We start from the raw sequence: 11,894 nt of genomic DNA, 5'->3' as shown, positions 1-11,894 counted from the left end.
GCGCCGGGCCCGCCGCGAACCCCCGCGATGGATTGAACATGTTCAACAAGCGGCGTAGGGTCACAACTACGAATTGAACACGTTCAAAGGAGTGTGCCGTGACGGTGCTCGTGAACCTGGTCGTCGCCCTCGGGATGTGCTGCGCGGTCCCCCTGGGCCTGCGCCTGATCGACCCCGGTGGCCTGCGCCGCGCGGCCCGGCTCTGGCCCCTGGCCGCGCTGCCCGGCGTCCTGTGCACGTGGCTCCCGCGCGGACCCGCCGCCACCGCGCTCGCCGCCCTGTACGCCGCCGCCGCGCTGGCCCTGGCGGGGGCCGCCGCGACTCGGCTCGGCCGCCTCCGGAACGCCGGGCCCGGTGCGTGCGCCCCCGCCGAGACGGCCGTACTGACGGCGCTCGTCTCGCCCTCGGTCGCCGCGACCGCCCTGGTCGCCGAGCGCGCCGGGTACCGGCTGTTCGGCTTCGACCTGGACGTCCTGGCGCTGACCGTCCCGCACTTCCACTTCGCCGGGTTCACGGCCGCCCTGGTCGCCGGACTGGTGTGCCGGACGGCGCCCGGGCGGCGCGGGGCGCGCTGGGCCGCGTACAGCGTCCCGGCGGGGACCCTGCTCGTGCTGCTCGGCTACTTCGTCGACGACTGGGCCGAGCTGCTGGGCGCGGTGGTGCTGACCGCGGGGATGTGGGCGGTGGCGCTGACGACCTGGCGCGAGGTGCGGCCCGCCGCGCGCGACCGGACCACCCGGGCGCTGCTGGCCGTCTCGGCCGCGGTGCTGGTGGCCACGATGCTGCTCGCCCTGTGGTGGGCGGCCGGTGAGGCCACCGGGATCGTCCACCCCACGCTGACCTGGATGGCGGCCACGCACGGCCTGGGCAACGCGCTCGGCTTCGCGCTGTGCTCGCTCCTGGCGTGGCGCAGGCTGACCGCCGCGCCCTCGGGGCCCCCGGCTCCGGTGGCGCCCTTGGCTCCCTTGTCGCCCTTGGCGCCCGCCGCGCCGTGACCGCTCCCCGACCGGCACGACCGAACGCCACGCACACCACGCACGCCACGCACGCCACGCACGTGAAGAGCCGCACGAGTCCCACGACCCACCGGACTGCCACGACTCCCACGACTCCCACGAACGGAGAACACCCATGACCCGCCTGATCAGCGCCGGCCGGGAGGCCCTCAACTACCCCGACCGGGGCGCGACGGACGGCCGGCCGCTGCCCGCCGGATACCACCACCTGCGCCACCGCACCCGGATCGGCGACGGCCGCCCCGCCTTCGACGCCGCCGGGGCCGCGGTCACCACCTTCCTCGCCCACCGCACCTCGGGCATGCGGGTGCGCACCGGCGCCGACCAGGCGGCGGCCGTCCGGCCCGGCCTGCGGGTGGAGGTGGGGATGGGCGTCGGGCCGCTGCGGATCACCGCCCCCTGCGAGGTGATCTGGACCGCGTACGAACCCGCCCGCACGGGTTTCGCCTACGGGACCAGGTCCGGGCACCCCGCCTGTGGCGAGGAGTCCTTCGTCGTGGAGATCGACGACGACGGCGCGGTCTGGTTCACGGTGACGGCCTTCAGCCGCCCGGACCGCTGGTACACGCACCTCGCGGGCCCGGTCCTGCCCGTGCTCCAGCACGCCTACGCGCGCCACCTCGGCCGTCACGTGCGCGCGCTGGCCGCCCGCGCCTGATACTGGAGGGGATGGACTGGTTCACGGCGCCCGGTTACTGGCTCGGCCGGCTGGTCTTCCAGCGGGCCCTGGCGGGCGTCTACGTCTGCGCGTTCGCCGCAGCGGCCCTGCAGTTCCGGGCGCTGATCGGGGCGCACGGCATGCTGCCCGTCCCCCGGTACGTACGGTACGTGCCCTTCCGCCAGGCTCCGAGCCTGTTCCAACTGCGCTACGGCGACCGCCTCTTCGCCGGCTGCGCCTGGGCCGGGGCGGCCCTCGCGGCGGCGCTGGCGGCGGGCGCGGGGGACCTGGTGCCGCTGGGCGCCGCCATGGGGATGTGGGCGGTGCTGTGGCTGCTCTACCTGTCGATCGTGAACGTGGGGCAGACCTGGTACTCCTTCGGCTGGGAGTCCCTGCTCCTGGAGACCGGCTTCCTGGCCGTCTTCCTCGGCAACGCCCGGACCGGGCCGCCGGTGCTGGTGCTGTGGCTGCTGCGCTGGCTGCTGTTCCGGGTGGAGTTCGGCGCCGGGCTGATCAAACTGCGGGGCGACGCCTGCTGGCGCAAGCTCACCTGCCTCTACCACCACCACGAGACGCAGCCGATGCCGGGACCGCTGAGCTGGTTCTTCCACCATCTGCCGCGGCCCGTGCACCGGGTGGAGTGCGCGGCGAACCACGTGACCCAACTCGTCGTGCCGGTCCTGCTCTTCACTCCGCAGCCGGTGGCCTCGTACGCCGCGGGGCTGATCGTGGCCACCCAGCTGTGGCTGGTGCTGTCGGGGAACTTCGCCTGGCTGAACTGGCTGACGATCACGCTCGCGCTGTCGGCCGTCGACTTCACCGGCCTCGCGGGGGCGCCGCCCGCCGCCGCCTCGCGCGCGGCGCCGCTGTGGTTCGTGGTGCTGGTGTGCGCGGTGACGGCGCTGGTGCTGGTGCTGAGCCGGCACCCGGTGAGCAACATGATCTCGCCGCGCCAGGTGATGAACCGCTCCTTCGACCCGCTCCACCTGGTCAACACCTACGGGGCGTTCGGCACGGTCGGCCGGGTCCGCGACGAGGTGGTCGTCGAGGGGACGGCCGACCGGGTCCCCCGCGAGGACGGCGCGTGGCGGGAGTACGGGTTCCGGGGCAAACCGGGTGACCCCCGTCGGATGCCGCGCCAGTTCGCCCCGTACCACCTGCGCCTCGACTGGCTGATGTGGTTCGCGGCCCTCTCCCCCGCCTACGCCCGGGACTGGTTCGGGCCGTTCGTGGAGCGGCTGCTGGCGGGCGACCGGGACACGCTCCGGCTGCTCCGCCACAACCCCTTCCCGGACGCGCCGCCGCTCTTCGTACGGGCCCGGCTGTACCGGTACCGCTTCACCACCCGGCGCGAGCTGCGCGCGACGGGCGCCTGGTGGCACCGCACCCTGGTGCGCGAGTACCTGCCGCCGACCCGGCTGGGAGCCGGGCCGGGGGCGGGCCACCCGACAACACATACTTCAGAGGCCGAGTAGCAGGGCCTCCTGCTCGGCCGATATGCCCTTGCCGGGACGGTCGGGCCGCTGCGGGGCGACCCCGCCGAGGGAGGTGAGCCAGCTCCAGGTGTCGGCGACGGTCTCCTCGACGGGGCGGCAGCGCAGGCCCGCCGCCAGGGCCTTGGAGACGTCCCCGCCGAACATGTGGTCGGCGAGTTCGCCCTCCGGGAGCCAGATCGGCAGTTCGGTCCAGGGCTGGACCCCCGCCTCCTCGATCACCGCGTCCCCCCTCCACTGCGGCTCGGCGTCGGAGCCGGTGGCGGCGGTGCAGGCGTCGAGGAGACCGCCCATGGTGGTGTGACCGGTCGGCGAGACCACGTCGTAGGCGCCGCCCAGTCCGGCCGCCGCCGCGTCCAGGAGCCAGTGGGCGAGGTCGCGCACGTCGATGTACTGGAGCGGCAGGCCGGGGCGGCCGGGGGCGACGAACGGGCCGCCGCGGGCGATCCGGTTCAGCCACCAGGGCAGCCGGCCGACGTTCTCGTACGGGCCCAGGATCAGCCCGGCGCGCGCCAGCAGGGCGCGGTCCCCGAAGGCGGCCTGTGCGGCGAGTTCGCCGCCGCGCTTGTCCTCGGCGTAGGCGGTCGAGCCGGCGTCGGGCGAACCCTCCACGACCGGGCCGTCCTCGGTGAGGCCTGCCGGGGCGGGGTAGACGTACACCGACCGGGTGGAGACGTACGCGTACCCGCCGGCCCGGCCGGCCAGCAGGCGGGCGCTGTCCCGTACGGCGGTGGGGGCGCCACCCCAGGTGTCCACGACCAGGTCCCACTCCCCCGTGGCGAGGGCGTCGAGCCCGCCCGGGACGGTGCGGTCCCCGTGGAGGGCGGTCGTGCCCGGCGGGGGCGCGTGGTGGCCGCGGTGGAAGACGGTCACCTCCCAGCCCCGGTCAAGGGCGTCTTCGGTGATCGCCCGTCCGACGAATTCGGTCCCACCCAGCATCAGCAGTCTCGTGGTCATGGGATCGACACTGCCGGGGCGGGGCGGGCCGGGGAAGAGGTGATCGCCGACAGCGATGACGCTCAGGGCGTAGGCGGGACGGGAACCCGGCGGCGCGGGCGGCGCCGACCGCACGGCCGGTGCCGCGGGCGGCGCCGCGGCGCGGGTCCGGGCGCGGCGCGCCCCCGCCACCCTGGGGGTTGCGGGGGCGCGCCGTGCCGCCGGCCTAGTCGATGCCGGGCAGGATGTGGGGCTCCGCCAGGTCGTCCTCGTAGCCGGCCAGCCGGATGGGGGCGGAGCGTGCCCAGACCTCGAGACTTCCGAGTTCGTCGGACCGCGTGCTCGCCCTCCAACCCGTGCGCTCCATGGTCGGGTCTGTCTTGGTCATCTCAGTCACCGCGCACTCCCTTGTGTCGCGTAACCCGGCGGGCTCTTCCGCATGCCGGATAGGGGAAATGAAGGTCTTCCGGACGCGGTGGCGCCATGGTGGAGCGGGGCCCGGGTGGGGCTCCTTGCCGTTCAGGTTACACATATGAGCGGGGGCCCGCTCGATGGAACGGTAAAATTCGCGCTGGACCGCTTGTTTTCTCCCCGAGTTCAGTAAGTCGCCCCCCGGTGTGTCCACCGGTGCTGGTCTGCTCGACGGCATTGGTGCGTGAGCGGGGACGACGGAGGGAGTCGCGGTGGCCAGGACTGGGGTACCCGCGTTCGGCAGTGTCGACGAGCTGATGGACCTTCTGCACGCCGGTCGCGAGGCCTCGGACGCGGCTTCCCGCGACCTCGGACTACAGACTGCGGCGCTGCTGCGCCGTTCGCATCCGTTCGACAAGGAGCTCCAGGTGGCCGGACTGCTCCACGGCCCGGGGCGGTTGCTGGTCCCGCGGAGCTCCGGGGAGGCCTCGCAGGAGGGCTGCGGGGCGCCCGCCGACCCGGCCGGACGCACGGCGGAGGCGGTCCGCCCGCTGCTCGGCGACCGGGTCGCCCGGCTGCTGCGACCGCAGGTCCGGGGCGTGGATCCGGAGGCTGACCCGGAGGTGGATCCGGACGCGGAGGCCCTGCGGCAGGCCGCCCGGGCGGGCCGGGCGGCGGGGCTGGACGCGGGGGTGGTGGAGGACTGGCGCCCGGTGCTGGAACTCGTCGCCGCGGGGGCCTATCAACTCTGAGGCGCAATACGCCCGAACGGGTGAGGGGGCGGACGGCTCGCGCCGTCCGCCCCCTCCTCGTCCGCGTTCCGCCGCGCCGGTCTACCAGTTGGCGGGGGCGTAGTCCTTCAGGAAGACGCCGAAGAGGTCCTCGCCCGCTTCGCCCCGGACGATCGGGTCGTAGACGCGGGCCGCGCCGTCCACCAGGTCGAGGGGGGCGTGGAAGCCCTCCTCGGCGAGGCGCATCTTGTCGGGGTGCGGACGCTCGTCGGTGATCCAGCCGGTGTCGACGGCGGTCATCAGGATCTGGTCCTTCTGGAACATCTCCTGGGCGCTGGTGCGGGTCAGCATGTTGAGCGCGGCCTTGGCCATGTTGGTGTGCGGGTGGCCCGCCCCCTTGTAGCCGCGGCTGAAGACGCCCTCCATGGCGGAGACGTTCACCACGTAGCGGCGGCCGGCCTCGGCCGCGGCCATGGCCGGGCGGAGCCTGCTGATCAGGATGAACGGCGCGGTGGAGTTGCACAGCTGCACTTCGAGCAGCTCGATCGGATCCACTTCGGACACCGTCTGGATCCAGCTGTTGGTGTCGTGCAGGTCCGGGACCAGGCCGCCGGCGTCGATGGCGGTGCCGGCCGCGATCCGGGCCGGGGTGGCGGAGCCGGACAGCAGCGCGAGATCGGTGACGTCCTGGGCGCTGAGCTTCTCGCCGTGGCCGCTGGGCAGCGCGGCGACCCGGTCGACGGTGCCGCTGCCGAAGGTGCCGATGACCTCGGCGGAGGGCAGCTCGCCCGCCGGGAGCGGGGCGCTCTCGGCGGCGACGAGCTCGCTGTAGGCGCCCGGGGAGCGGCGTACGGTCTGGGCCGCGTTGTTGATCAGGATGTCGAGCGGGCCCTCCGCGGCCACCGAGTCGGCGAGCGCGACGACCTGGGCCGGGTCGCGCAGGTCGATGCCGACGATCTTCAGCCGGTGCAGCCACTCGGAGCTGTCCGGCATCGCCTTGAAGCGGCGGATCGCGTCGTTGGGGAACCGCGTGGTGATCGTGGTGTGCGCGCCGTCGCGCAGCAGCCGCAGCGCGATGTACATGCCGATCTTGGCGCGGCCGCCGGTGAGCAGGGCACGGCGGCCGGTCAGGTCGGTGCGGGCCTCGCGGCGGGCCCGGTTGAAGGAGGCGCACTCCTGGCAGAGCTGGTGGTAGAACGCGTCGACCTCGACGTAACGGGTCTTGCAGATGTAGCAGGAGCGCGGCCGCTGGAGTATTCCGGCGATCGGGCCCTTGACGGCGCTGCTGAGCGCGTTGCCCTGGGTCTCGTCGTCGATGCGCTCGGCGGAGCCGGTCGCGGTCGCCTCGGTGACGGCCTTGTCGTTGGCGGTCTTGGCGGCGCGGCGCTCCTGGCGGCGGCGCTGCTTGACCGTGCGGTAGAGGCCGGCGGTGGCGCGGCGGACGGCGATGGCGTCGGGGTGGTCGACGTCGATCTTGTCGAGCTCGTCGAGCACGCTGAGACAGAGGGCCAGCCGCTCGGGGTCGATGCCCGGCCCGTAGGCGTGGTTGTCTTCGGTCACCGTCATGGCCGCTGCCGTTCCCTGTTCGCTCGTCCGCGTCCGCCTGCTGCGGAACTCCCCAAAACCGCTACTGTACGGAGCCGACACGCCCGGAACCAAACCCGTTGCCGGGCGCCTCACCCACCGCGAACCGGCCGTCACTTTGTGGAGTGTTCCGTAACGCTCCGTACGCTCCGCGACACGGCCATCGCCGCAGGGGCGCCGCGCATCGCGGGAGGTGCGTACTCCTCCTGGTGTATGCCGGGAGGATGACTCGACTGTCGATCAAGAAGACTCAGGACGGATGAAGTGCGGGCCCGACTGGGGCATGGTGGATTTCATGAGCACCCTGGCCCTCTCGGTCGTCCTCTGCCTGGTGTCCGCCGTCGCGTACGCGGGCGGTGCGATCGTCCAGGAGTACGTCGCGGCGAGCTCCCCCGACGGCTCGTACGCGCCGCTGCGCCGGACCGGCTGGTGGGTGGCCGTCGCCCTCAACGGCCTCGGGGCACTGCTGCACGTGGTCGCGCTCGCCTACGGGCCGCTGAGCCTGGTCCAGCCGCTCGGGGCGCTGACCATCGTCTTCGCCCTGCCGATGGCGGCCGTGCTCGTCGGGCGCCGGGCGGGTGCCGCGGCCTGGCGCGGGGCCGTGCTGGCCACCGTGGGCCTGGCCGGGCTGCTCGCGCTGACCGGCGGGGAGGGCGCGGGCCGGGAGGCCCTGGCCGGCGCCGAGCGGAGCCTGCTGCTGGCGGTGACGGCGGGCGGGGCCGCGGTGCTGTTCCTGGCGTCCCGGCGGGCGCGTCGGCCGGTGCTGCGCAGCGTGCTGCTGGCGACGGCGGCCGGGACGGCCTTCGGGATGGCCTCCGTGTTCACCAAGTCGGTGGCCGAGAGCTTCGAGGCGGGCGGCCTCGTCGGCCTGTGGCCGGACCTGGCGGCGATCGCCGTCCTGGCGGCCGGCGGGCTCCTGCTGTCGCAGGCCGCCTACCGCGGCGCGGGGATGACCGCGCCGCTGGCCACGGTGACCGTGGTCAACCCGGCGGTGGCGGCGGCGGTGGGAATCTCCTTGTTCGACGAGGGCTTCCTGTACGGGACCCCGGGCGCGGTGGCCGCGGCGGCGAGCGCCGTGCTGGCGGCGGCCGGCCTGGTGCTGCTCACGGCCGTGCCGCCGCACGTGCGGGGGTCAGATGCTGACGCCCTTGCCCCGGAGGTACTTGAGCGGGTCGATGTCGGAGCCGTAGCCGGGCGCGGTCCGCATCTCGAAGTGCAGGTGCGGTCCGGTGGTGTTGCCGGTCGAGCCGGAGCGGCCGATCCGCTGGCCTCCGGAGACCTGCTGTCCGGCCTTGACGCCGAGCGCCGAGAGGTGGGCGTACTGCGAGTACCGTCCGTCGGCGTGCCGGATGACGACCTGGTACCCGTAGGCACCGGCCCAGCCGGCCGACTCGACCGTGCCGGGGCCGACGGCCTTGATGGTGGTGCCGGTCGCCACCGGGAAGTCGACGCCCGTGTGGTAGCCGCTCGACCAGGACGACCCCGCGACGTGGTAGGCGGTGCCGAGGGAGGCGTCGACGGGGGCGGTGAAGCCTCCCGACGCCGGCTTCTGCTCCGCTGAGGCGGGCTTGGACTGCTCGGCGGGCTTGGCCTTCTCGGCCGGCTTCTCGGCCGGCTTCTCGGCCGGCTTCTCGGCCGGTTGGGGGGCCTGGCCGGTCTTCCCCGCGGGTTCCACGGGCTTGACCGGTTCGGCGGTGCGCGGCGGCTTGTCCGGGTTCTGCGCGGGCGGTGCCACGGGGGCGGTGGTGACGCGGAGGGTGAGCCGCTGCCCCGGGAAGATCATGTCGGGGTTGCCGCCGACGGTGCCGCGGTTGGTCTCGTAGAGCGCCTGCCAGCCGCCCTCGACGTGCTGCTCGGCGGCGATCGTCGAGAGCGAGTCCCCGGAGGCGACCACGTACGGGTTCGGCAGGACCGAGGTGCCGGTCGGGGTGGGCGTGACCACCGGTGTGGCGGACGCGGCGGACCCGGCGGCCTTGCCGGGTGCGCCGGTCGTGGCCTTGGTCGCCTGGAGCCGGTCCATGGGCGCCTGCTGCCCGGGCACCTTGGCGGCGGCCTTCGGCTTCGGGGCGGTGCCCGTCCCGGTGGCGGGCGCCGGTCCGCTGCGGCTGAGTCCGGACTGCGGGCCGCAGACGGGCCACGCCTGCGGGCCCTGCCCCTTGAGGACCTTCTCCGCGACCGCGATCTGCTGGTCCTTGGTCGCCAGGTCAGCGCGCGCGGCGAAGGCGGTGCCGCCGAAGTCCCGCCAGGTGCTCTGGCTGAACTGCAGCCCGCCGAAGTAGCCGTTGCCGGTGTTGATCTTCCAGTTGCCGGTCGCCTCGCACTCGGCGACCTTGTTCCAGGTGTCCACGGAGGCGGCGTGCGCCGCTCCGGCGCCGATGAGCGGGAGCGCGATCCCGGCACCACCCGCGGTGACGGCGAGCGAGGCCCGGTTGATGCTGCTCGGCTGATACCGGCGGTGCCGGCCCCGTACGCCCATGGGAGCCCCCTTGATGACATCAGGAACCGCACAACCTAACGTCACCCTCCGCCCCTGACAAGAGCCACAACCAGCCGGAGTCAGACCGGAGTTGGGGCCGCCGAACGGAGGATCGGGGTTCGCGCGGGCGGGCGTACGGGGCTACGGGGTTACGAGGCTACGGGCTCAGCTCAGCGGGCCCGGCTGCGGGATCGGCGCGGGCCCGGGCGGCGGGGGCACCGGGTCGGGCTCGGGGACCGGCGCGGGCACCGGCGGCACCGGGTGCGGCACGGGCCCGGGGCCCGGGACGGGCGGAGCCGGGGGCGTCGGCACGGGGGACGGGGGAACCGGATCCGGCCCGGGCACCGGGGGCTGCGTCTGCTCTACGTTTCGCACCATGGGTCCCACCTTCCCCCGATCCGCTCCCGTACGCCCCCGGACACGGCGGTGCCCCCGGCGGGGTTCGTCCACCGGGGGCACGCCGGGCTCACGGGCAGGTCAGCCCAGGGGCACCGGGGTGGGGTCGACGCCGGTGGCGGTGCCGCGGAACAGCACCGCAGTGCCGTCGGGGCCGGTGGCCCAGAGGTCCGCGAAGCCGTCGCCGGTCACATCGCCGGCGGAGCCGAGGACGGGGTGGACGGCGCGGCCGAAGCCGGAACCGGCCCTGACCTTCGCGGCGGAGCCCCAGGCCGTGACGTCCTGCCTGCCGTCGGCGCCCTTGGCACCGGCGACGGTCAGGAGGTCGCCGGTGGCGTCCTCGCGCAGCCACAGGTCGCCGGCGCCGTCGCCGTCGGTGTCGCCCGGGCTGACGACGGTGTACGCGTCCCAGCCGGCGCCGCCGACGGACACGGGCGCGTCCAGGTAGCCCATCGGGGCGGCGCGGTACGTCCACAGCCGCCCGCCCTCGCGGACCAGCAGGTCGGCCAGGCCGTCGCCGTCCACGTCCCCGGCGGAGACGAGCTGCTGCGCACCGGCCCAGTGGTCGTCGGCGGAGTCGAACGCCGACACCTCCATGCGGTCGGCGGGCGCGACCGCCCCGAGACCGGTGTTCGGGTAGACCCACAGCTGCCGGGCCCCGGCCGGGCCGGGCTCCAGCACCACGAGGTCGTTGTAGCCGTCCTGGCCCCAGTCCCCGCCCGCGACGATCTGCGCGGCGGGGTTCAGGGTCACTCCCGCGTCGACGGGCGCGGCGAAGGCGCCGTCGCCCTTGCCCGCGCGGAACTGGAGGCGGCCGTCGGCGGCGAGGGTCCACAGGTCGCGGTGCCCGTCACCGTTGAGGTCGCCGGCCACGTCGGGGTGCGTGGCGCGGACCGCGTAGAAGAGGTACTCCGCCGTGTCCGAGCGGTTGCCCGCCTTGTCCACGCCGTACGCGTACACGCGCTGCGGGCCGGTGCCGAGCGGGGTGATGGTCGCGCTGCCGCCGGGCGCCACCGTACGGCGGACCGCGTCGGAGTCCGACCAGTAGACGATCTCCGCGAGGTCCTCGACCCCGCCGGTGGCGAAGGTGAAGGTGCCGGGGGTGCGCGCCGCGCCGGTGTGGGCGGGCTGCCCCTGGGCGCCGTCCGGGAACTCGGGCGAGCTGATCACCGGGGGCGCGGCGGGACGCGTACGGTCCACCGAGAAGGCGCAGGCCGGCGACCAGGCGGAGGTCTGCCCGGCGGCGTCCGTGGCGCGCGCGTGCCAGGTGTAGGCACCGCTCGGCAGGTCGGCGTCCGCGACGGGCCAGGTGGCCGGACGGCCCTTGGCCGCGGGGACCGTCATGGACCGCAGCGGCGTGGCCGAACCGGCCGCGAACACCTGGAACTCGGCCGAGAGGCCGCCCGGGTCCGGGCCGTCGACGGTCGCGGACAGGCTGATCTGCGTGTTGCCGATGAGCCCGCCGGTGCACGGGGTCGCCGGGGCGGTGGCGAGCGCGGAGACCGTGGGCGCGGCGGTGACGGCGGTCTGGAGGGCGACGCTCTTGGGGTCGAAGCGCTTCCAGGCCGAGGTGTCGTTCTCGTCGGCGGCGTAGAGGCCGACGGTGACGGCGGTGCGCCCGGCGGCGGCCGCGTCCTTGAGGAGCGCGGTGACGTCGAAGGCCAGCTCCCCGGCGGGGCAGCCGGGGCCGGCGCCCCGGGACGCGGTGACCGTGGCGAGCCTGGCCCCCTTGGCGGGCTGCACGCGCCAGCTCGTCCCGGCGGTGACGGCCCCGGTGCTCCACAGCTCCACGGGCTTGGCCGTGCAGGTGGCCGAAGCGGTGCCGCGCAGGCGCAGGGTGGCCCCGGTGACCTGGGCGCCCTTGAGGGCGGCCGTGTCGATCTGGAGGAAGGAGCGGGAAAGTCCCTCGCGGCCGCCCTCGTTGCCGGCGCGCAGGGCGTCGGCGGACTTCCAGTACGTGGTGTCCGGGTGCTTCTTGGCCACCCGGGTCCAGCCCGTGACGGACGCGGCGGACGCGGCGGCCGTCGTGGTCGCGGCGGCGGGGGCGGGGGGTACGGCGGCGGTGGCCGTCGGCGCGAGGACGACGAGCCCGGTGGCTGCCATTCCCGTGGCCAGCGCGAACGGGAGCGCGCCCCTGTGGACCGTTCCCGTCCGGCCCCCCGGCCTGGTCTTCTTCACGTTCATGACCCTCCC

General features: G+C 74.7%; 9 protein-coding genes and 1 pseudogene. 5 read left to right on the top strand and 5 right to left on the bottom strand.

Annotated elements, in window-relative coordinates; genetic code table 11:
* The first annotated feature begins 98 nt into the window (after positions 1 to 98).
* From ACFYYT_RS12195 to ACFYYT_RS12185, 3 genes are all read left to right on the top strand, one after another.
* On the top strand, positions 99 to 995 hold the full coding sequence (locus ACFYYT_RS12195; RefSeq protein ID WP_351829847.1) for a YndJ family protein: 897 nt from the start codon (positions 99 to 101) through the stop codon (positions 993 to 995).
* A gap of 136 nt (positions 996 to 1,131) precedes the next feature.
* Entirely contained in the window at positions 1,132 to 1,674 is a 543-nt protein-coding gene (locus ACFYYT_RS12190) for a DUF1990 domain-containing protein (protein WP_351829850.1), read from the top strand.
* Between the two features lie 11 nt (positions 1,675 to 1,685).
* Complete coding sequence (locus ACFYYT_RS12185) at positions 1,686 to 3,149, top strand: lipase maturation factor family protein (RefSeq protein WP_351829853.1); 1,464 nt, start codon at positions 1,686 to 1,688, stop codon at positions 3,147 to 3,149.
* On the opposite strand, the gene ACFYYT_RS12180 is transcribed toward ACFYYT_RS12185, so the two are convergent.
* Both ACFYYT_RS12180 and ACFYYT_RS12175 read right to left on the bottom strand, forming a co-directional pair.
* A complete protein-coding gene (locus ACFYYT_RS12180) occupies positions 3,135 to 4,124 on the bottom strand; it encodes an NAD-dependent epimerase/dehydratase family protein (protein WP_351829855.1) in 990 nt (329 codons plus the stop codon). The genes ACFYYT_RS12185 and ACFYYT_RS12180 overlap by 15 nt on opposite strands.
* A 205-nt stretch (positions 4,125 to 4,329) precedes the next feature.
* Entirely contained in the window at positions 4,330 to 4,500 is a 171-nt protein-coding gene (locus ACFYYT_RS12175) for a hypothetical protein (RefSeq protein WP_167456775.1), read from the bottom strand.
* 286 nt (positions 4,501 to 4,786) lie between these two features.
* On the opposite strand from ACFYYT_RS12175, the gene ACFYYT_RS12170 reads away from it, so the two are divergent.
* Positions 4,787 to 5,266: a hypothetical protein gene (locus ACFYYT_RS12170; RefSeq protein WP_388607682.1), complete on the top strand. Its 480-nt coding sequence runs from the start codon at positions 4,787 to 4,789 to the stop codon at positions 5,264 to 5,266.
* An 81-nt stretch (positions 5,267 to 5,347) separates the two neighbouring features.
* Here ACFYYT_RS12170 and ACFYYT_RS12165 read toward each other — a convergent pair whose 3' ends face one another.
* Complete coding sequence (locus tag ACFYYT_RS12165) at positions 5,348 to 6,811, bottom strand: SDR family NAD(P)-dependent oxidoreductase (RefSeq protein ID WP_351828095.1); 1,464 nt, start codon at positions 6,809 to 6,811, stop codon at positions 5,348 to 5,350.
* Between the two features lie 313 nt (positions 6,812 to 7,124).
* On the opposite strand from ACFYYT_RS12165, the pseudogene ACFYYT_RS12160 reads away from it, so the two are divergent.
* Positions 7,125 to 7,937 (top strand): annotated as a pseudogene (locus ACFYYT_RS12160) (DMT family transporter); the annotation flags it as partial.
* A 24-nt stretch (positions 7,938 to 7,961) separates the two neighbouring features.
* Here ACFYYT_RS12160 and ACFYYT_RS12155 read toward each other — a convergent pair.
* Positions 7,962 to 9,305 carry a transglycosylase family protein gene (locus tag ACFYYT_RS12155; RefSeq protein WP_351828098.1) on the bottom strand — a complete coding sequence of 448 codons (1,344 nt, stop codon included), beginning with the start codon at positions 9,303 to 9,305 and terminating at the stop codon, positions 7,962 to 7,964.
* Positions 9,306 to 9,782: 477 nt separating this feature from the next.
* Entirely contained in the window at positions 9,783 to 11,885 is a 2,103-nt protein-coding gene (locus ACFYYT_RS12150; RefSeq protein WP_351828100.1) for an FG-GAP-like repeat-containing protein, read from the bottom strand.
* Between the last annotated feature and the right edge of the window lie 9 nt (positions 11,886 to 11,894).

It is taken from the genome of Streptomyces sp. NPDC002032, assembly GCF_042890765.1.
GTDB lineage: Bacteria > Actinomycetota > Actinomycetes > Streptomycetales > Streptomycetaceae > Streptomyces.
Note: the sequence above shows the minus strand (reverse complement) of the source record. Positions and strands in the feature narration are given on the sequence as shown.